The sequence below is a fragment of the Salegentibacter lacus genome (genome assembly GCF_020164555.1).
GTDB lineage: Bacteria > Bacteroidota > Bacteroidia > Flavobacteriales > Flavobacteriaceae > Salegentibacter > Salegentibacter lacus.
In genome coordinates this window covers 169,489-188,902 of the sequence record NZ_JAIQZB010000006.1, presented here as the reverse complement: position 1 = coordinate 188,902, position 19,414 = coordinate 169,489, and the positions used below count along the sequence as shown (strand labels likewise).

The window sequence follows — 19,414 nt, the reverse complement described above, 5'->3', positions numbered from 1 at the left end:
TTTGAGTATACAGAAACCATTAGAAAGATTATTTATACCACCAATGCCGCAGAAGGCTTCCATCGTCAAATCCAGAAAGTTACCAAAACCAAAGGTGCTTTCACTAATGATATGTCACTACTCAATCTGTCTACTGGCTACAAGAAACATCGAGGAAATCGACTGCCCCACTACATAATTGAAGCCTTACGATCCAGCAATTTTATATTAAATATGGGGGCAGGATAGCGCTGGTCATATACGCAAATTCCTCTGGGGGCTAGCCCCAGGGGGAATTGAAAGATCAGACAGAGTCTAATTTACCGACCCCTATCGCTAAATCAGAATTGCCCTATGAGGAAAATTTTATTTCGAAATTAGCTTAGCGAACTTGTTTTTTAACTCAGCTCTTTGTTGTGCGTTCGCACTCCTTTTCTATTCCCCGTGATACATATTTGAATACATTTTGGCTAACTTCGATGGTTCCTCTTTCCAAGCGTTGAACATTTCCTAATCGACCTAAAAAATAAAACCGCTCAAAGCGGCTTATTTTGGATCAATTTTGAAAAATTAGGGACTTGTGCAACGGTTACCAATGTTGGCGGTAGTTTTTATTGTCAACGGTTGTTTCTAAACATTCTTTAATATTTGGCTTATTATTATGGCACTTAGATACAAACCGATTCCAAAAACACAGTGAGTTATAAGACTCATAAGTCTGGCTTTGTTCGGGTCAGGTAAATTTGAACCTGCAATTCCAAAACCAAAAGCAGGTTGCATAAGAAAAAAAGGGGCTAGAATGGTGATTATGCCGATAATTAATGCTGGAAAAATAGTTGGGGTCTCTAGCCATTCCTTACCAAAAATCAACACCAACAAAAATGCAAAAGCGATACCAATGAAAAAATGAGCAATCCAACCCAAAGCCTGTTCATAGGCAATAGGAGGTGAATCCATTATTTTATTATGAAAAAACTTACCTTTGGGAAAGTTTCCTATCCACCGACCTACAAATCTATAGTCAAGAGATTTTATACCAAATAATTTTAGTATTAAAGCATACATATCCATAGATAGCGTAGCTCCTATACCAATTAGAATTGTTTGCGTTATTGAACTCATAATTTATGCCTTTTAATTTCCAACAAAGATAGATGGGAAAAGAGGTACAGAGATAGGACAAAAATCAAAAGCAATAGAAATTATTTAAAGTTTTGTCTAAAATCTTCAGGTGTAAATTCAGTGTGTTTTTTAAAAAACCTAATGAAATAAGATGGGTCATCGTAGCCTAAATGGTATGCAATTTCTTTTACTTGGTTTGAAGTTGCCAGTAAATGTCTCTTAGCTTCAAGTATAATTCGCTCATTGATTAACTGAGAACAGTTTTTTCCTGAATTATTTTTAGTAATTGCATTGAGTTGATAGGAAGTGAGGTTTAGTTTTTCTGCATAATAAGTCACTTGTTTATGGTCATGGACATGTATTTCAAGCATTTCCATCAACTCATCAAAGAGTTCTTGGAAGTGAAGATTGTTATGAGTTAAAATGTTGCTTTTGTTGCTTTGCCTAAATAATTCTATAAAAAAAATATCCAGATTAGCTTTAATATATTCCTTGTACATTATCTCTCTATTGGAATACTCTTGAAAAATGCATTCTAAAACAGAAATTAAACTACTAAAATATTGAGTTTCGAAGCTATAGAAGTTATTAAAGCTTGCTTCCCGAAATGCTTTTCTTTTTTGTTGCTCTTTGGGAGAATAAAAACTTGCGTCAAAACCCATTAAGTAGCCTTTGCTTCCTTTTTTTAATAAAAGTTGGTGCACTTGACCTGGACGTAGGATAAAAACTGAGCAATTATTGACCGGATAGTTTGTGAAATCAATTTGATGCTCACCATTTCCTTTCTTAATAGTAAGTATATAAAAGAAATTATGACGGTGAATTTTTTCGACCATATCATTTTCAGCGAGTAAAGAATTTAGATTACTTATCGTAAAACTTCCTGATAAACTGGGTTCTCGTATGTTTCTTATTTGGATATTTTTCACTTTGAGTATTTCGGTAGTCTTTAGTATGTTTAAAGTATAATTAACGGTAAGTACAATGGATTTAATGTCAGTTAAGTATATACCAAAACCACCGCATTTACAGAAAAGAGCAGTCGCTTAAGCTACTCCAGAAGCTGCTGCTCTTTCTTACTTATATAATTTTAGTAAAAGGTTTTTATTCAATCATTTCAATTTTTGAATAAATGATTTGTTTAGATTTTTCAAAGACTTCACCCCCAAATTCTTCATTGTCCAATGAAATAACCGTAATGTCCTCTATGCCCATAATCTCAAATACAAATTTTAAGTAAGTAGTTTGGAAATTCATATGTTCATTTTTTTGATTCTCTCCATAACCAGTATCACCCCTACTTGATAAGATAAATAATTTTTTATTTTTAAGCAGTCCTACATAAACTCCGTCAGGTTCACCTGAGCGAAACTTCCAAGTTTCATTAATTCGCATTATTTGGTCGATATATGATTTTAAATTGCTAGGAATGGACCAATTGTACATGGGTGTTCCTATAACATAAATGTTATGTTCCTTTAACTCCTTGACCAACAAATTGCTGTAGCTAACACCTGATTGATTTTCTTGGGTTCTATCCTGGGGTTTAATAAATGCACTAGCAATCCAATTTTCATCAATAGAAGGAATTTGAACTAATCCAATTTCCCTAAAGGTAAAAGAGTCTATCGGGTTTTTATTTTTCCAGTTCTCAACAAATAGTTGTGTTAGTTTTCTGCTGTAAGATTTTTCATTTCTTACACTTGCATTAATGATTAGTACTTTGTTCATTTCTTTAAATTTTAAATTATGAGGCAAAGCTTATCAAAAAGAAAATGCAGAAAATTGACCTAGTTCAATTTAATTTATTCTTTTTGCGAATTCTACTTAAAAATTCTGCAGAAACACCTAGATACGAAGCAATTGAATATTGTGGCACTTTTTCGGCAATTTCAGGATATTTTTTCAGAAAATCGGAATACCGCTGTTCTGCATCCAGTATGTTATTCAAAATGATTCTTCTTTGTAGGCTTCCCAAATAATTTTCAAGGATAATTCTGAAAAACCGTTCAAGTTTGGGAATTTCATTTAACATTTTTTGAAATGAATCATAGCTGATTTGTAGCAATTTAGTGTCTTTTAAGGCTTTTATGCTATATATAGAGGGTTTTTGTTCTCGAAAACTTTCAATGTCAGTTGCCCACCATTCATCAATAGCAAAATATATTATTTCCTCTTTACCATTTTCAGAGTTTATGTAGAAGGCTTTCAATGCACCTTGCACAACAAAATTATCGGATCGACAGATATTTCCATTTCTCAACAGATAATCACCCTTGCTCAAAGTTTTTTCTGTCCAAAAAGATTCAAACAGCTTATTTTCTTCTGAGGATAGGGTAATATGCTTTGATATGTTTATTAATAATTGTGGGTACATTACTTCATTTTACTAACTTTATAGTATTAGAGCAGTAGCCGATTAAAACGCCCTTACTTTTCAACTGACAATATACTTAATTAAAGGCAAAAGCAGTTCGAGCTTGCACCTGAACCGCTTTTGCTTTTATACATTTTTGTGCGTTAGTATTTTTTTCACACATTTAATGTCCTTTTCTATTCCCCGTGGTACATATTAGAATACATTTCGGCTAACTTCGAAGGTTCTTCTTTCCAGGCATTGTACATTCCAAGTCCCATTTCATCAGGAACAATATCCAATTCTCCTGCTTCAACTTTATCTAATATTATTTTGGCAACTCCGTCTGGTGCTGGCATATCCCAATCGCTTCCTTTATTCATATCTGTATCAATTGCACCCGGGTTTATAACGTGTACAGCTATCTGCTTTTTGGCTAATTCAATTCTTGCCGATAGCGTTGCTGAATATAATGCAGCTTTTGAAACTGCGTATGCGGCAATTGATGGAAGTGGAGAATAAGCTACTATGGAAACGAGATTAACGATTTTGGCTGGTGCATTTTTCCCTAAAATTGGGGCAAATGCTCTCATCATATTTACTGTGCCATAATAATTGACTTTCATATCTTTTTCAACGGCACTAATTTCTCCTTCCAATATGTTACCTTGGCTTAAAATACCTGCGTTATTAATAAGTACTTCAACGTCCGTTGCCTTTTCAGCAACTTTTGAAATTTGAAGGTTATCGGTAATGTCCAACTCTAAAGACACAACTCTTTCATCTCCAAAATCAGGCATTTTACTAACATTTCTGCAAGTCGCATAAATCTTTTTTGCACCTTTCTCCAACGATGCTTTAAGGAGCGATTTTCCGATTCCTCTATTCGCTCCTGTGATCAAAATAACCTTGTTTTTTAGTGTTTGCATTTTTATTTGTTTTAAAATTATAATGCAAAACTACCTTGGTGATTAAGCTTGTAAAACCCAATACTTGCTATTTTAAACTTCGATTGTTCTAAATGTTAAATTAATTCTTGGGCTTTTAACTTTTTTGGTCGGTGGCAAACGATGTAACCAATTTGTTTGTGTCCTTCCTTGCATTACCAACAAACTACCTTTTTCCAAAATCACCGAAACGGTATGTTTTGTTACTTTGTGTTTGAAGGAAAATTTGCGGTCAGCCCCAAGACTTAACGAACCAATTGCACCATTCTTTTTTAAGTCCTTTTCGCCATCACTATGCCAAGCCATACCTTCTTCCCCACTATGATAAAGGTTGAGTAAACAGGAATTAAAAGTTTCTCCTGTCTTTTTTTCAATTATTTCTTTTATTTCTAAAAGTTCCCTTGTCCAAGGTAAGGCGGATTTGGTGGTTTTTGAATAGGTGTAGTCAAATGGTTTGTCGCCATACCAGGCTGCTTTTCTTTTTGTTACAATTAATTTTCCGAAAATGATGGCTTTGTCATTGTCCCATTGAATATTTCTTAATAAATGGTCGAAATAATGTTGAGCGTCTTCATTGTTAAGGATTTTTCCATAATAATTTACTTCTCCATCATTTGGTAATATATTCGATATAGGATTGTCATTAAATAAATCCATTTTTCCATAATTTATATTCTGCTTTCATACATTGTCCGCAAGGTCTATAACCTAGCTTTTTTGCTTGTTCGATTGAAGTAAAAAATACTCGGTTTTTCTTTTTCATTCTTTTTCCCGATTTGCAATTCAATGTCCCGTAAATTTTCAGGTTGTGATTTCCGCCATAAGCGATTTCTTTTTGCTTTATTTTTTGATGCAGCTTACTATCGTCTATTTTAATATGTTTTATCATTATGTCAACTTGTTGCATCGTGAAAAATGATTCCTAAAGTATGGCGATCCCCTTTGGTTACTTCACTAACTCCGTGCCTCATATTTGCTCTGTAATATCCTCTTGTTCCTTTAACTGGTCGAAAATTGGTTGTAAAAATGAGCACATCGCCTTTTTTTGGTTTTAGAACGATGGCTTTGGATTGTGCTCGTGGGACTTGTTGTGTTAAAACGAATTCCCCACCTGTAAAATCTCTTTCAGGGTCATTTAAAAATAGTACGGCTTGCATTGGAAAATATACCTCACCATATAAATCCTGATGCAAAGTATTGAAACCGCCTTTCCCATATTTTAAAATCAAAGGGGTCGGTTTCAACTGGTTACTTTGATGGCAAAGCAATTGCAATTCTTCTAAAGTATCGGGAAACGATTTTTCAATTTTCAGCACTTTCATCCAAAGATTTGCAATAGGTGAAAGTTTAGGGTAAATAGATTCTCTTAATGTTTGAATAATTTTAGGAAGTGGATAATCAAAATATTTATATTCGCCCAAACCAAAGCGATAGCGTTCCATTATAACGGTTTTTCGATATGCGTATTCGTTATCGTATGCTTGAATTAGTTTTTCACATTGGTCGTCTGTCAATATTTCAGGAATATAGGCGTAGCCTTTTTCGTTCATTGATTCAGCTACACTTTGCCAATCGGTTGTAGTGATTCTTGTTTTAAGGTTTTCCATTGCTAAACAGTAATTTTTGAAACGTCAGTTTTCGATACCTCCCAGCCAATAATTGCGGTTTTTCGAGTTTTTCCCCACTTATAACCACCAAATACTCCTGTGGATTGAATTACCCTGTGACAAGGAATTAAAAAGGCAACGGGATTGTTTCCGATTGCAGTTCCCACTGGTCTTGATGCGTTTGGTTTTTGAATTGCGTTGGCAATATTTCCATAGGTGGCTAAATTTCCTGTTGGAATTTTTAAAAGTGCCTCCCAAACTTTTAATTGAAACTCTGTTCCTTTTAGATGCAGTTTTATTTTATTGATTTTGCTCCAATCTTGGGTATAAATTTGTAAGGCGTTTTTTTGAATCTCATCCGTTTGTTGAATGAAACTGGCTCTTGGAAAACGTATTTTTAATTCTGAAAAAGCATTTCCTTTGTCATCCGAAAAACCCATATAACATATACCTTTGTGTGTAGAAGCAACTAAAATGTCCCCAAATTTGCTTTCTGAAAAGCTATAGTTTATGGTAAGGTTTTCTCCTTTGTTTTTATATTCTCCTGGTGTCATTCCTTCTATTTTCACAAATAAATCGTGTAACCTACCTGTTCCCGAAAGTCCTGTTTTATAAGCGGTTTCAAATAAGGACGACTGTGAACTTGTCAGAATTTTTTTTGCGTGTTGAACGCTTATGAATTGCAGGAATTTTTTAGGGCTAACACCTGCCCAATCGGTAAAAAGTCTTTGGAAATGAAAAGGACTTAAATGCACTTTCTCCGCAATTTCATCAAGCTTCGGCTGCTTCGTGTAGTTTTGTTGTATATATTCAATAGCTTCTGCTATTCGAGTATAATTGATGTATTCTTGCTCGTTCATTTAATTCAAAATTTATAATAGCAAAAATAGAATTGACTTTACTCCTATAAAACCCGAAACTTGCTGAATGTACAGTTGTTTTTTGTATGACGAACAACAGTCAGTATAAGCTCGTCTTTTATTTCCCCAAGGTTAATTTAGTCAAAATACTATCTAAATAATCGTTTGATTTTTTGCAGAAATCAGTTTTAGTTAATATTTCCTGCTCGGATTGGATGTAATATTGTGGAATAAGTTCATGGCGACAATTTGTTGTTATTTCTTTTAAAGTCTCTGGAGTAACTTCAAAATGAAATTGCAGTCCAAGTATTTTGTCATTGTAAAGAAATGCTTGATTGGAACAGGCCTTCGTATGTAATAAACGTGCTGAGCCGTTTGGTAAGTCAAAAGTATCACCATGCCAGTGGAAGGAGGTAAAGCTGTCTGGCAATTCACTCAGTAATCTATGCTGTTTTCCTGCTTTTGTTTTAGTCAACGGAAACCAACCGATTTCCTTTATAGTGTTGGAATATACCTTTGCGCCTAATGCTGCTGCAACAAGTTGTGAACCTAAACAAATACCTATCACAGTTTTATCGGCTTGAATAGCTTGTTGAATGAATTCAATTTCAGCATTAAGCCAGGGAAATTTCTCATAGTCATAAACGCCCATAGGGCCACCCATTACAATCAGCCAATCAAAACTTGTAATTTTTGGTAGGGTGAAATCTTCGTAGAATTTAGTAGCAAATAATTGGTGATTATTCTTATTAGCCCATTTTTCAATGTAACCCAAACCTTCAAATGGGACATGTTGAAAATATTGTATTCGTAGAGGTTTCATTTTTTTATTTAGTTTCATTCCAATAATAACTATCTGGGTAATGCCTTTTTCCGAAAATAGCTGTGCCAACTCTTATCATGGTAGAGCCTTCTTCTATGGCTGTTTCCAGATCACCACTCATACCCATAGAAAGCTCCTGAGATGGAATACCTTTGTCTAACATTTGATATTGAATATTTTTCAGCATACGAAAACAATTGCGAACTTTCTCATTATCTGCTGAAAACAAACCAATCGTCATTAAGCCTTTTATATTAATCCTTTCATAGGCTTTTAATTTTAAGGCAAAGTCCAATGCTTTTTTAGGTTCGATTCCGAATTTGCTGTTTTCATAAGAAGTATTGACTTGAATAAAAACATCAATCGTTTTATCTTCAAAATCCAACCGCTTTTGCAGTTTATTCACTAAAGAAATTCTATCTACTGATTGAATACAGTCCACGTATTTCAATACTTCTTTAATTTTATTGGATTGCAAGTGACCGATGAAGTGTGTTTGATGAGGTATAGTTTGAAGTGTTTCAAACTTTTCTTTGAGTTCTTGTACTTTATTTTCACCAATTAGTGTTTCACCTTGTGCTAGCGCAATTTCTATTTTATCTGCTGCAACAGTTTTAGTTGCCAATAAAAGTTTTACATCAGATGAGTTTCTACCTGTTTTTTCACAGGTATTCGTAATTCTTCGTTTTACAGTTGATAGGTTCGAAAGAATGTCTTTCATAATATCTCGTGTTCAGGACAATCCACTCTTAGCTCTTTTGTTGCTAACTTTGACTGAAGTAGTTTACAGTAATGCTCTTCATTATTATTTTGATAGTGTATGCACGAAAAACACATTCTTTGAATAGTAATAACACCTGCACGATTGAGTTCGTGAATAAGCTTGAGTAATCCAGAAAGCATAGCTGCTTTTTGTTCCTTTGATAATGAACTTAAAGGTTTTTCAATAGCAAAAGCAAAGTTTGAGGATTTTTCAGCTATTTCTTTGCCAGTGTAGGTTAAGCCAATTATGTAACTGCGTGTATCTGCAGGGTCATCAAACTTTTCAATTAAACCTTTTTTCAGAAGAATTCTTACACTGTCACTTACGGTAGCTTTGGTCATGTTAAATTCTTGCGCTAAATAGCTCACCTTACATTTTTCTTGGGAATGAAACAGCAAGAAAATCAGGATTTGAATCTGAATAGGACTTAAAGCATTTTCTCTACTCTCATTCCATAGCAACACCCGGAAGGCTTCAGAAATACGCTCCAACGCCACTACGATTTTGCTTTCTACTTTTTGATTTTGTTTGTTTAAATCAAAGGGTGAATTCATTTTATTACAATTTTCTAGGTATATTACTAATTCTAAATAGCGCTTTTCTTATTATAAAGCCTCACAAAGAAAGGAATCCTATCTTTGTGAGGCAAAATATATTATTTTGCTTTGTAAGGCAAAGACAAATCGCCACTTGCTACGGAATATACCTTGTAAACGCCAAGCATGGGTTTTTTCTTATTTTCGGTATTAACCTGCATGTAGGCTGTCACACCATCATAGGAAAAATTAGTTTGGTTATTCATTCTATAATCGGGAACAACAACTTTTATTGAATTTCCCTTTGCGATGACCTGAAATCCCGGGGAGTCCATGTACATAGGCATTCCTGGGTTGGTCGGAGGCAAAACGATGCTGGCGTCTCCTTGATCAAATTCTTTGACTGAGAGTCCACCTTCAACTCGTTTATCTTCTGTTAGTATAACCCAATGCGGATGCCATATAATGCCATCATTTTCATAGTTTCTGTCTGCATTTTCATCCCAAAGAGGCGTATCATCAAAATCCGGATGAGATGTTAGTGCAAGAGCAACTATTCCTTCTGTTTTGCCAAAACCTACGTCTGTTGGCTCTAACGAAGTAGGAAATACATAACCTAACACAGGTGCGCCATTGAGTTGTCCTGCTGGGGTTGGTGTAGTTTTTCCTGCTGTACCTTTTACAGTAATTTCCCAAATTGAGACTGCAATTGCTGCTTCGTGTTTTACGCTCACCTTTTTAATTTTGAAGTCTTCATTGCTATAGTTTTGTGCGTGGGTGTAGAAACTAAATAGCAATACACTTAATAATAAATTTATTTTTTTCATTTCTTAAAGGTTTTAAGGTTAATTAGTTAGAAATCCATTTTATTAGATTTCTAACTAATTGCATGAAATTTTTTAGCCCTTTACGTCAGCCATAGATGCGCCAAAATTAAGATGCAGCACATTTCCGTTCGGAGTTAACAATGCAGGGACAGATTTTACTCCGTGTTTTTCTGCTTCCTGGATTTTGTTTTTCTCTTCGCCTAAGTGAATAATTTCTACTTTTTCTTTACCGATGAGTGCGATTATGTCCTGCTCTGCACTTTGACAAACGGGACAACCTGCGTGATAGAATACTGATTTAGACATGTTTAAATGATTTTAATTGGTTGGCAATATCGCCATTACAAATATAGTAAGGAGTCCTAACTAAAAAAATATATTGATGATTTTTTTCCTGATTTAAGGAAAAGCATTGGTAAATCAGTCAGAAAAAGTATTCTGAAAGAGTAGGTTTACTTCAGTTTATCGGATATCTTTAATTAATTGACGGTCGTTATTTGGCTTACTTACAACTATTTGCTACTACCCGGTGGCAAGAAAGCATTTCAATATCAGCCCAGCACAAAGCCTGATTTAACCATTGAACCGCTACTTTAGGTAGTTTGTTGACACACCAATTTTCCGATTCTAATAACCAATTATTTGGTTGGATGTAATAAAAGGCTACCATTTTATGAAGTGAAACGAATTAAAATTGAGTAGCAAGAGGGTAACGGGCAAAGCCACGTTACATTTTTATAAAACACTCATTTTTAGTTAGTTATAATTTTTTAAAGTTTGGGTTTTGTACGAATTTGCGTCAAATGGCTTGGAAAGCCGCATAAACAGGCGCGAATTTGCGACAAATTATACAATCAAGCAGTTCTAATCAGGGAAAGCTTACACACGGACTTACGATTCAAGACAGGTTTGAGCATCTTTGTTTTTATATATTAGTTGTCGGTAGGGCTTATTACAACTTTTCCCATCCAAATTGAGCTAATTTATCCCCAATTGGCAGAGTCTTTACCCCCATTTTTATCAAGTGGTATTCACCCCTTGGAGGAATTTCAGATTATGACTTTTTAGATACAAGTTTGTTTTCTACTAAAGAGAGAGTTTCCATTCTTATCAAAATGGTAGGATACTATATTCAGTTGGTATTTTATTGATTCCGGTTAAAGCTAATTTTGCCACTATTTATTAATAACATCGGCTTTTGCCGCAAATTTAGTACTCATTGAAACAGAGAGATGCTATAGATTTTGGAAAAACGGACATATCAAAACTGTTTCCTAAAATATTTATTCCAACCTTATTAGGATTGCTGTCTGGAGCATTAATTTATCTGGCAGACGGAATATTTCTAGGGCACGGTGTTGGTAGTGATGCACTTGCAGCTGTAAACATAGCTTCCCCACTTTTTTTGATTACTACCGGTCTGGCATTAATGTTCGGAAGTGGTGTTTCAATCGTTGTGGCAATTCATCTATCGCGTGGTAATTATAAGGCGGCCAATATCAACATTACACAGGCGTCCGTTATTTCCATTATTTTAATGGTGCTTATTACTATTCCCGTGGTTCTTTTTCCAGAGATCATTGCTTCTTGGTTTGGTAGCTCGGATAAACTGATGCCTTATGTTATTGAATATTTAGTTTATGTGTCCCCGGCATTTATGGGGAGTATGATTATTGTATTGGGAATGTTTATTATTCGAATTGATGGTGCTCCCAAATTTGCAATGGCTGCTAATGTCATCCCTTCTATTCTTAATATTATAATCAGTTACATCTTTATTTTCCATTTAGACATGGGTGTAAAAGGTGCGGCCATAGCCACGTCAATTTCTCAATGGATTGGAGGTTTTATGATTATCATTTATATGTTTTGGTTTTCAAAGACATTACATATTTATAAACTGAAATTTTCTAAAACTAGTTTACGACTTACTATTAGAAATACTAGTTATATGATAAAATTAGGTGGCTCCGCATTTATTGGAGAAACAGCGATGGCATGTACAATGATTGTAGGGAATATTATGTTTATGAGTCGTCTGCAGGAAGATGGCGTAGCGGCGTTTAGCGTTGCCTGCTATTTATTGCCCCTAATTTTTATGTTTGGTAATGCCATTGCTCAATCGTCTTTACCTATAATAAGCTACAATCATGGGCTTGGAAGTGTAAACCGGATTAAACAAACATTTCATATTTCAATAAAAATTGCAGTTGCAATTGGAGTTGCGGCTACTTTAATCGGAATATTTGCTAAAGTGGAAGTGATTAGTATTTTTATTAAACATGGTGATAAGGCGTTTGCTATTGCAGCCAGTGGATTTTCTTATTATTCTTTCAGTTTTTTCTTTCTTTTGGTAAACCTTACGTTAATCGGATATTTACAGAGTTTAGAATGCTTTAAACCTGCAACGGTTTTTACTTTTTTACGAAGCTATATTTTTGTGATACCAGCTTTTCTAATTCTTCCTTTATTTTTCGGGGACAATGGGCTCTGGTTTGCCATTCCAGTATCGGAATTTCTAACATTCTGTATGATATTTATTTGGTTTACCGTCTCGAAAAACGAAAATCAGCTGTTTAATAAATTATAAATCAGTTAGTTGGTCCCAAGAAAAAATTAATGGATAGATAAAAAAATAGCGGTTCAAGCCTAAACTTAAACCGCTATTTTACTATTTTTTAACTACTGACTTTTTTATGCCGATAGATATTCTTTTGTGTTTACAACCTCCGCATAATAAAAATTCAATCCAGCTAAGAATGCATTTTGAACATCACTTGCTTTTACTTTGCTTCCATTTATTTCAAGGTCTTTTGAGGCACAAGCGTCTCCAATGACAGTACAGTTAAAACCGCAATCTTTAGCGGCTCGAACAGTTGCATCTATACACATATTGGTCATCATTCCTGTAAATACCAATTCTGTAATGCCTTTTGACTTCAAATAGTCTAAAAGATCCGTTCCTATAAATGAATTGGGAGTATGCTTTGTAATTAACTTTTCGTAATCTTGGGGTTTCACATTGTTATGAATTTCAACTCCTTTTGTATTGGGTAAAAAAAATCCCATTTCCGGAGCTGCTGCAATATGCTGAACGTGGATAACCGGTTCATTCTCATTTCTGAATTTATTCAGTACCTGTTTTGCATTTTCACTAGCTTCAACCGGATTATGAAGTTCCATTGCTCCACCGTCAAAATAATCATTTTGAATATCGATAATAATTAATGCTTTGCTCATAATATTAAATTTTTATTTGATACAAAAGTCACGAAAAACAAAAGGCATTGGCCTACCAACCCTTTATGAAATGATACCATTTTGATAATTAGATAAGAATTCGGTCGTGGTTTTTTGTGTTTGTTGTTTAAAGAAACGCATCAAATGGTTTGGTTCTGAAAAGTTCAGTTCGTAGGCAATTCCCTGAATGCTTTTATTGGAATGTATGAGCAAATTTTTAATTTCAAACAGCAAACGTTGCTTTAATAATTCGGTAGCCGTTACATTAAATTTTTCTTTTACCGCTTTATTTAGCGTAATTCTACTTATTTGAAGAATATCTGTATAATCATTTATGCGTTGCTTTTCTTTGATATGAATTTCAAGCAGTCTCTTAAAATCGAAAGCATAATTATTGGCTGAATTTTCAATGGACAAATTGTTTTTATCAGCATATTGGCGATTTATTTTTTGCAACAAATAGTACAATAATGAGCGAATAATATGAACGCTATCTGCTCTAGTGGCTAGTAATTCTAATTTAATTTCATTGAGTTGCTCACAGTACTTTTCAAATTGATTATTATCAATTTCCATAATCAACGGAAATTCCAATTGATAGAAATATAACAACTTAAATGTAAAAAGTTTATCTGCAAAAAAGTCGTTGAGAAAATCTTCCTGAAATGCGAGCATCGTGCAATCCAGATCATTTTTATCCAAATTCCATTTCCTTTTTTGAAACGGGGAAATAAAAACCAGGGTATTTTTTTTAATGGGGATTTTTTGCTGATTTAATATGATAGAACCACTTCCGGATTTGAAAAACATAATTTCAAAAAAATCCGTGTTGAATGTTTCATCGGTGAAGTAATCTTCTCCGATTTCTTCAAACGAGAGTACATTTAACAGAAAATCAACGCCGCATTCAGTTTTATGGAATTTTATTGTTTTCAATATGTTTTGTTTCTTTAGAGTAAATAAACCGGCACAAAATTTAATCAAATCCACCTGTAAAGATACTTAAATTGTCACCATCTCTTTTCAAAAATTAGGTGGCGCTTATACTCCAACAACAAATTAATTAGTTCAAATGTCACTCACCACTTTTACTTCCACTTTGCAAAGGCTCCATTTTCAGCAAAAAAGGCTCATTACTAATTGTCCTGGACACGAGCCAAAAAGCTTAGAATATTAAAGGCTGAAAGAATAATATCGAAAAAGCTTTTTGACTCAAGTCCGCTAGGCGGTGACTAAAATTTACCGATCAGGATTTCAGAGTTTCTTTTAAATACTTCTTACATCACCTTACCTTTCGATGCAAAAAAAACAAGCTTTAAAATTAACCGGAGCCCATAAACCGCTTTGCTATTTATAGCTCCTCTATAATTTTATAGCTTGAAGATGATGTAGAAGCATCAAAAGGTAATGCGATGGCACTGGAAGAAGTAGAAAGAAATAGCGGAATAAACCAGTTCATCCTGATCTATAATATTTTTTCTTTTCGTCGCCAAAAGGAAAATGCTCAAGATGAAAAAAGTAGATGGTTTTTTCTTCTGGACTTACCTCTTAAACATCTCTTTTTTTATTGCGACCATCGGGAGCAATCAAGATTGTGCCCACAGGCACACATCTTGCATTGCATTACTATTCTTTATAAAAAAGTATCTTTTTAAAACTAATAGCATATTTGGAGTTTCTAATTTTTCAAACCAGTGTGTTTTCTTCCACGTTTACCTCTTCCATAAGCTCACTAAGCTTATCTATCATTTCAATTTCTTCTAAGGGAATGAGTTGTAAAACGTGTCGGAGCACTTCCATTACATTGTATTTCGGGTTTGGGATTTCTTGATCTGATAGACGTTCATTCTCTTCCAGTGCCACAGCAGAAACTTTAATCAAGTTAATAACCAGAAACATAAGTTCCATATGACTTTCTACCCTATATGTACCTTCGTAATATTTACCATTTCTCCCGGTTTTTGGAGTTAAGTGAACCAGGTTTTTTTCTCTAAATTCATTTAGCTTTTTCAATATCTTTTTCTTTTTCATGGTTAGAATTTATAATTAGTTCTTTCAGTTTTTCTGGATAATAGCGGTTGTCTATATCTTCTTCTAATACAGTCAGTAATTTCTTCAATTTGAACATATCATCGTGAGGCATCATTTCAATGACCACCTCCAATACCATTTTGACACTGGTATCCAGATCGTGATGACTGAGCATTTTAGAATGAAAATCTCCCTGCCCGTCTAAGGCTAAAACACAGACTTCAAGCAAAGCTGTTACCTTCAGAAGGTAGCTAGTATGGTCATCGAAAGGAATATTAGCAAGCCTTAGCGTATGACGATTATTTTTTTCTTTTTGAAGACCATCTTTGGATGCTCCAATATCCTGTAGTGTCTCAAGTTTTATTCTATTTAGATCATTACTTTTCATCCTCCTTTAATTTTAAAGTTTGTAATTGATTATGAATATCCGGAGTGAGTTGATCTAAAAATTCTGCACAATAAGCGTAAGCAGCTTTGATTTCTTGGGAGGTAAAAATATTCATACTTCGAAAGCGCAGATCGCTGGCATTGGTTTTTAGTAGTTTTTTAAATCGCTCCCGCTCAAATAAACTGACTGGAATTTTATCTTCAAGTCCGCCACAACTCTTGCACAACTTCAACAGGTATTGAATATGAAATTGCTTCGGGTGGTAATGAATAAATGCATATAATATTCCTAAACACAATTGCTCTACAACCGAACGGAGCATATAAGCAGCCACAAGCGGCTGATCGAAAAATAAAGGCATTTGTTTTAATAAACTCCCGGCAATGTTAAGGCGGTTTTCGGAGTAAGTGATGATTCCCTTAAAATCCAAATCGGGAAGATTGGCCAATTTTAGTGGGGCTAATTCTTGTGGTTTGCCATAGACCAACCAACCCGACCGGATTATCTTTGCAAAAAGGTGCTTGTGACTGTTATTAGCCTGGGATATTTGTTTGCGGCTATAGCAAAGTAACAAAAGGTTCATTTCTCCTTCGGTATGCTGATAAACTATATCTGCCAGATCAGCTGTAGAATTGGGATGATTTTCTCCAATCAGTAGTAGGTTTAACTGCCAGCGTGTTTTCAACTGATAATTTTCCTGAAAAATGTTCTCTTTAGTATTGAAATGGGACTCAAAACCAGAACAATAAATAGCTTCTAAGCTTACTTGCTTTAAAAGAATAGGCAGAACCTCGTTAATAACTTGTTGAAGAGTCTTTTGCCCCTGTACATTTTTAGTAGGATTAATTCCTATATTTGTTAATACCTTCATAATAATGGTGTTTTTTAATTTCCTGTTGAAGGTAGAAAGCAAGAAGGCCGTACCCTACCAATTGGCTTTGTAAAATACCCGCAACGGCTTGTATTTTACCGCATACTAAAAGTCTTAAAACTTTAAAATGAATCCTTATCTTTGAGATTATGACAACAACTACCAAACCCAACCATATAGGGCGAAAGATTGCCCGCATTCGCGAACTACGCGGAATGAAGCAAGAAACTCTAGCCGAAGAATTAGGCATTAGCCAACAAAGTGTTTCCAGCCTTGAAAAAAGCGAAAAAGTGGAAGATGAAACACTTAATAAAGTTTCAGAGGTTTTAAAAGTTTCTCCTGAAGCAATCCGTCATTTTAGTGAAGAAGCGGTATTCAATATTATCAATAACACCTTCAAAGATAACAGCGCAAATAATAACAATTACTTCTGTACAATAGATCCAGTTGAAAAAATAGTTGAACTTTATGAACGCCTGGTTCAGGCTGAGAAGGATAAGGTGGCTTATTTGGAGAAGCTGTTAAATAAGTAAGAAAAAGATTCTAATAATCAAATTCGGCATCCCCCATGGTTCTTGAAAAAATTTATTTCGATTCATTTAAAAGTTTAGTTAATGAAAAACTTGAAATTACTAGCAATTGTACTGGTATCGTTGGTATTAATGAGTCTGGAAAATCTAACATTCTCCAAGCAGTTAGAATCTTAAATGAAGACTTTCATTTAGAAAAAAAACATGTACCTAAAATAAGTAAAACTCTTAATCCGAAACTTAGGTTTCAGTTTTCTCCTAAAAGAGAGCAAGAAAAAAAGATTAAAGAAGATTTACAAAGTTGGTTCGACACGAATACCCTTGTTAAGAGTAATTTTGAAAGTTTAAAACTTAAGATTGAATATTCAATTGAATTGGATTTAGAGTCTGAAAATGAAGTCAGATCATTTCAAATTAGAATCCAAGATTATGACTTGAAAGATTCCGTGGTTCTAAAAAAAGAATTTTTCGATACTGAAAAAAAATTATTTGCTGAGGACAGATTTATACCTCTCGAGGAAGCTTTGGTAATTCCTAATTCCTTGATTAAAACATCTGAAAAAGATTTAGACCAGCTTAAAAAAAGTATCGAAGAATGTAAAAATAAAATTGCTCAGTATAAAAATGAGAAATTAGAATTAGAAAATCAAGATAAAGATAAAGATAGAGTTACTCTGATCCAAGAAATTGAAAAATTGGAGAATAATATTTCAAAATCAGAAAAACAATTAAATGATTTAAACAAAAAACTTGAATTTGATTTTGAGAAAATTATCGAAAAAGAAGAAAAGGAAATTATTTTCTTAGAGGAAGAAAACAATGAATTAAAAAATAATATTGAGGTTTCAGAGATTCAAAAAAATACTTTAAAAAGTAAACCTTTTCAGTCCTTGTCCACATCCGAAAAAGGATTATTAACAAAGCACACAAATAATTTAAAAACTTACCAGGAAAAATTAAGGAAGAACATCTCTAAACTAAAAGGAAAAAAAGAAAGATTAGATTTACTTAATACCCCTTATGAAGATATTTATTCTAGTGAGATTGAAAATTTAGGTTTTTATTTTTCGCAAATTTTAGAGGAAGATTTAAAAGATTTTTTACCTAAGGTTGTGTTTTGGGAGTATAGTGAAGACTTCATTTTAAAATCCCGAACAAGTTTCGATGATATTTTAAATAAAGAAAAATTAAGTCAAATTTCGAGGCCTCTATTAAATGTTTTTAGAGTTGGTTTGAAAATTGACAGTTTAAAGGAGCTTAAACATAATATTAAATTAATTCAGGAAGATGATGGAGAAAGGTCTAGAATTAATGACCAGTTGAATGAAAATTTAAATGCACATATAGATAATGTTTGGGCAGATTACGATCAAGACGTTAAAATTACCCTTGAAGAGCACCAAATACGAATTCAATTTTTTGATCCTGAGTTTAAAGGTAAAAGTTATTTCAATATGGCTGAAAAAAGCCAAGGCGCGCAAACATTTTTATCCTTCTTAATGACAGTTGGAGCTGAGGCGGCTCAAGGCGTTTTGAAAAATACAATATTATTATTGGATGAACCTGAAACACATTTGCACCCCTCCGGAGTTCGATATATGTTACAAGAGTTAATAAAAATTTCTGAAAAATCCAATATTGTTATTTATGCAACACATTCAATCTTTATGATTGATAAAGAAAATTATGATCGCCATATTTATTTAATTAAGAAGGAGGAGAAAACTTCTATAAATGTTTCTAAGAAAGATCGAATTGGGTATTTCATGCAAGAAGAAGTTTTATTTGCAGCTTTAGATTTTGATTTAGAAAACGATCTAAACACAAAAAATGTTGTCAATTTTGTTTTTGAAGGTCATGGAGACGTGATAATTTTTAAAAACTTTTACGAAACATTTTTAAAAGAATCAGAAAGACCATTTAATTTAAAAAATTCTACATTTTATCAAGGAGGTAAATGCTCTGATATAAAAAAATTCTTAATTAAAAACCCTATTAAATTAGGAACAAAATGGATATTTATTATTGATGACGATTCAGCGGCGAACGATTTAAAGAAGTTCTTGGAAGGTAAATACAAGGATTACATTAATAAAGATATTTTTGTTTATCAGTATAAAAAAGAGGGTAAGAAAGAAAGCGAACTTGAAGATCTTTTACCTCAGGACATTCTAAAATCAATTTATACAGAGACTGGTAATTGTTTAAAGCTTGAGGTAGTAGAGGATAATTTAAAAAAATACGATTTTGAAAATGATTCTTTTGCCGAAGTGAATGTTGAGATATTAAATGACTTAAATATTCCAGATAAAACTGGATTCAAAGCAGTATGGAAAAATAATCTTAATTTAGAAATTGAAAATATTTCTAGAAAGACAGATAAAAAAGATCTTATTCTAGAAACCTATCCTGAATATTCAGAATGGTTTAAGTCCGTGATTGAAGAATTAAAGCATAAAAAGAATTAAATATAAATTTTATACCTTTATAACACCAAAGACGACCAAATAATATTAGTCTTGTTGTTCTTTCTA

At 33.5% G+C, this 19,414-nt stretch carries 23 protein-coding genes; 4 read left to right on the top strand and 19 right to left on the bottom strand.

Features of this window, described 5'->3' with window-relative positions:
* Positions 1-18 precede the first annotated feature (18 nt).
* Positions 19-228, top strand: coding sequence for a hypothetical protein (locus tag LB465_RS18480; RefSeq protein ID WP_449619097.1), 210 nt, complete (start codon positions 19-21; stop codon positions 226-228).
* A gap of 381 nt (positions 229-609) precedes the next feature.
* Here the strand turns inward: LB465_RS18480 and LB465_RS06645 are convergent, their stop codons facing one another.
* The 14 genes from LB465_RS06645 to LB465_RS06580 form a co-directional block, all read right to left on the bottom strand.
* Positions 610-1,101: a DUF2938 domain-containing protein gene (locus LB465_RS06645; RefSeq protein ID WP_224468462.1), complete on the bottom strand. Its 492-nt coding sequence runs from the start codon at positions 1,099-1,101 to the stop codon at positions 610-612.
* 80 nt (positions 1,102-1,181) lie between these two features.
* Positions 1,182-2,030 carry an AraC family transcriptional regulator gene (locus tag LB465_RS06640; protein ID WP_224468460.1) on the bottom strand — a complete coding sequence of 283 codons (849 nt, stop codon included), beginning with the start codon at positions 2,028-2,030 and terminating at the stop codon, positions 1,182-1,184.
* A 175-nt stretch (positions 2,031-2,205) separates the two neighbouring features.
* Positions 2,206-2,832 carry an FMN-dependent NADH-azoreductase gene (locus tag LB465_RS06635; RefSeq protein WP_224468457.1) on the bottom strand — a complete coding sequence of 209 codons (627 nt, stop codon included), beginning with the start codon at positions 2,830-2,832 and terminating at the stop codon, positions 2,206-2,208.
* Positions 2,833-2,896: 64 nt separating this feature from the next.
* Positions 2,897-3,478 (bottom strand): Crp/Fnr family transcriptional regulator, encoded by a 582-nt coding sequence (locus LB465_RS06630; RefSeq protein WP_224468455.1) that lies wholly within the window; start codon positions 3,476-3,478, stop codon positions 2,897-2,899.
* Positions 3,479-3,654: 176 nt separating this feature from the next.
* Positions 3,655-4,386 (bottom strand): SDR family NAD(P)-dependent oxidoreductase, encoded by a 732-nt coding sequence (locus LB465_RS06625; RefSeq protein WP_224468453.1) that lies wholly within the window; start codon positions 4,384-4,386, stop codon positions 3,655-3,657.
* 72 nt (positions 4,387-4,458) lie between these two features.
* Positions 4,459-5,061 carry an alpha-ketoglutarate-dependent dioxygenase AlkB family protein gene (locus LB465_RS06620; RefSeq protein WP_224468450.1) on the bottom strand — a complete coding sequence of 201 codons (603 nt, stop codon included), beginning with the start codon at positions 5,059-5,061 and terminating at the stop codon, positions 4,459-4,461.
* The gene (locus LB465_RS06615) at positions 5,048-5,293 is read right to left on the bottom strand and encodes an Ada metal-binding domain-containing protein (protein WP_224468447.1); all 246 of its coding nucleotides are present in this window, start codon (positions 5,291-5,293) and stop codon (positions 5,048-5,050) included. The genes LB465_RS06620 and LB465_RS06615 overlap by 14 nt, the downstream gene beginning before the upstream one ends.
* A gap of 4 nt (positions 5,294-5,297) precedes the next feature.
* Positions 5,298-6,011, bottom strand: a complete 714-nt coding sequence (locus LB465_RS06610; protein ID WP_224468444.1) for a 2OG-Fe(II) oxygenase — start codon at positions 6,009-6,011, stop codon at positions 5,298-5,300.
* Positions 6,012-6,013: 2 nt separating this feature from the next.
* A complete protein-coding gene (locus tag LB465_RS06605) occupies positions 6,014-6,871 on the bottom strand; it encodes a bifunctional helix-turn-helix domain-containing protein/methylated-DNA--[protein]-cysteine S-methyltransferase (protein ID WP_224468442.1) in 858 nt (285 codons plus the stop codon).
* A 118-nt stretch (positions 6,872-6,989) separates the two neighbouring features.
* Entirely contained in the window at positions 6,990-7,694 is a 705-nt protein-coding gene (locus LB465_RS06600) for a type 1 glutamine amidotransferase (protein WP_224468439.1), read from the bottom strand.
* A gap of 4 nt (positions 7,695-7,698) precedes the next feature.
* On the bottom strand, positions 7,699-8,415 hold the full coding sequence (locus tag LB465_RS06595) for a YggS family pyridoxal phosphate-dependent enzyme (protein WP_224468437.1): 717 nt from the start codon (positions 8,413-8,415) through the stop codon (positions 7,699-7,701).
* Positions 8,412-9,011, bottom strand: a complete 600-nt coding sequence (locus LB465_RS06590; protein ID WP_224468435.1) for a MarR family winged helix-turn-helix transcriptional regulator — start codon at positions 9,009-9,011, stop codon at positions 8,412-8,414. Before LB465_RS06590 ends, LB465_RS06595 begins: the two co-directional genes overlap by 4 nt.
* Before the next feature lie 101 nt (positions 9,012-9,112).
* Positions 9,113-9,820 (bottom strand): hypothetical protein, encoded by a 708-nt coding sequence (locus tag LB465_RS06585; protein ID WP_224468433.1) that lies wholly within the window; start codon positions 9,818-9,820, stop codon positions 9,113-9,115.
* Positions 9,821-9,892: 72 nt separating this feature from the next.
* Positions 9,893-10,126, bottom strand: a complete 234-nt coding sequence (locus tag LB465_RS06580; protein ID WP_224468431.1) for a thioredoxin domain-containing protein — start codon at positions 10,124-10,126, stop codon at positions 9,893-9,895.
* Positions 10,127-11,039: 913 nt separating this feature from the next.
* Here LB465_RS06580 and LB465_RS06575 point away from each other — a divergent pair.
* Complete coding sequence (locus tag LB465_RS06575) at positions 11,040-12,410, top strand: MATE family efflux transporter (RefSeq protein ID WP_224468429.1); 1,371 nt, start codon at positions 11,040-11,042, stop codon at positions 12,408-12,410.
* Positions 12,411-12,514: 104 nt separating this feature from the next.
* Here LB465_RS06575 and LB465_RS06570 read toward each other — a convergent pair whose 3' ends face one another.
* The 5 genes from LB465_RS06570 to LB465_RS06550 all read right to left on the bottom strand — a co-directional run bounded on the left by LB465_RS06570 (position 12,515) and on the right by LB465_RS06550 (position 16,350).
* On the bottom strand, positions 12,515-13,060 hold the full coding sequence (locus LB465_RS06570; RefSeq protein ID WP_224468426.1) for a cysteine hydrolase family protein: 546 nt from the start codon (positions 13,058-13,060) through the stop codon (positions 12,515-12,517).
* 63 nt (positions 13,061-13,123) lie between these two features.
* A complete protein-coding gene (locus LB465_RS06565) occupies positions 13,124-13,996 on the bottom strand; it encodes an AraC family transcriptional regulator (protein ID WP_224468424.1) in 873 nt (290 codons plus the stop codon).
* Positions 13,997-14,746: 750 nt separating this feature from the next.
* A complete protein-coding gene (locus LB465_RS06560; protein WP_224468422.1) occupies positions 14,747-15,091 on the bottom strand; it encodes a hypothetical protein in 345 nt (114 codons plus the stop codon).
* Positions 15,057-15,479, bottom strand: a complete 423-nt coding sequence (locus LB465_RS06555; RefSeq protein WP_224468420.1) for a hypothetical protein — start codon at positions 15,477-15,479, stop codon at positions 15,057-15,059. The genes LB465_RS06560 and LB465_RS06555 overlap by 35 nt, the downstream gene beginning before the upstream one ends.
* The gene (locus tag LB465_RS06550; protein ID WP_224468418.1) at positions 15,469-16,350 is read right to left on the bottom strand and encodes a histone H3/H4 domain-containing protein; all 882 of its coding nucleotides are present in this window, start codon (positions 16,348-16,350) and stop codon (positions 15,469-15,471) included. Before LB465_RS06550 ends, LB465_RS06555 begins: the two co-directional genes overlap by 11 nt.
* Before the next feature lie 149 nt (positions 16,351-16,499).
* Here LB465_RS06550 and LB465_RS06545 point away from each other — a divergent pair, with 149 nt between their 5' ends.
* Both LB465_RS06545 and LB465_RS06540 read left to right on the top strand, forming a co-directional pair.
* Positions 16,500-16,883: a helix-turn-helix domain-containing protein gene (locus tag LB465_RS06545; protein ID WP_224468416.1), complete on the top strand. Its 384-nt coding sequence runs from the start codon at positions 16,500-16,502 to the stop codon at positions 16,881-16,883.
* Between the two features lie 35 nt (positions 16,884-16,918).
* Positions 16,919-19,348, top strand: a complete 2,430-nt coding sequence (locus LB465_RS06540) for an AAA family ATPase (protein ID WP_224468414.1) — start codon at positions 16,919-16,921, stop codon at positions 19,346-19,348.
* Positions 19,349-19,414 lie beyond the last annotated feature (66 nt).

Bases quoted from the DNA above. Each gene is read 5' to 3' on its own strand.
- LB465_RS06645 (WP_224468462.1), bottom strand. From the start codon at position 1,101: ATGAGTTCAATAACGCAAACAATTCTAATTGGTATAGGAGCTACGCTA.
- LB465_RS06635 (WP_224468457.1), bottom strand. From the start codon at position 2,832: ATGAACAAAGTACTAATCATTAATGCAAGTGTAAGAAATGAAAAATCT.
- LB465_RS06630 (WP_224468455.1), bottom strand. From the start codon at position 3,478: ATGTACCCACAATTATTAATAAACATATCAAAGCATATTACCCTATCC.
- LB465_RS06625 (WP_224468453.1), bottom strand. From the start codon at position 4,386: ATGCAAACACTAAAAAACAAGGTTATTTTGATCACAGGAGCGAATAGA.
- LB465_RS06620 (WP_224468450.1), bottom strand. From the start codon at position 5,061: ATGGATTTATTTAATGACAATCCTATATCGAATATATTACCAAATGAT.
- LB465_RS06615 (WP_224468447.1), bottom strand. From the start codon at position 5,293: ATGATAAAACATATTAAAATAGACGATAGTAAGCTGCATCAAAAAATA.
- LB465_RS06610 (WP_224468444.1), bottom strand. From the start codon at position 6,011: ATGGAAAACCTTAAAACAAGAATCACTACAACCGATTGGCAAAGTGTA.
- LB465_RS06605 (WP_224468442.1), bottom strand. From the start codon at position 6,871: ATGAACGAGCAAGAATACATCAATTATACTCGAATAGCAGAAGCTATT.
- LB465_RS06600 (WP_224468439.1), bottom strand. From the start codon at position 7,694: ATGAAACCTCTACGAATACAATATTTTCAACATGTCCCATTTGAAGGT.
- LB465_RS06595 (WP_224468437.1), bottom strand. From the start codon at position 8,415: ATGAAAGACATTCTTTCGAACCTATCAACTGTAAAACGAAGAATTACG.
- LB465_RS06590 (WP_224468435.1), bottom strand. From the start codon at position 9,011: ATGAATTCACCCTTTGATTTAAACAAACAAAATCAAAAAGTAGAAAGC.
- LB465_RS06585 (WP_224468433.1), bottom strand. From the start codon at position 9,820: ATGAAAAAAATAAATTTATTATTAAGTGTATTGCTATTTAGTTTCTAC.
- LB465_RS06580 (WP_224468431.1), bottom strand. From the start codon at position 10,126: ATGTCTAAATCAGTATTCTATCACGCAGGTTGTCCCGTTTGTCAAAGT.
- LB465_RS06570 (WP_224468426.1), bottom strand. From the start codon at position 13,060: ATGAGCAAAGCATTAATTATTATCGATATTCAAAATGATTATTTTGAC.
- LB465_RS06560 (WP_224468422.1), bottom strand. From the start codon at position 15,091: ATGAAAAAGAAAAAGATATTGAAAAAGCTAAATGAATTTAGAGAAAAA.
- LB465_RS06555 (WP_224468420.1), bottom strand. From the start codon at position 15,479: ATGAAAAGTAATGATCTAAATAGAATAAAACTTGAGACACTACAGGAT.
- LB465_RS06550 (WP_224468418.1), bottom strand. From the start codon at position 16,350: ATGAAGGTATTAACAAATATAGGAATTAATCCTACTAAAAATGTACAG.
- LB465_RS06545 (WP_224468416.1), top strand. From the start codon at position 16,500: ATGACAACAACTACCAAACCCAACCATATAGGGCGAAAGATTGCCCGC.
- LB465_RS06540 (WP_224468414.1), top strand. From the start codon at position 16,919: ATGGTTCTTGAAAAAATTTATTTCGATTCATTTAAAAGTTTAGTTAAT.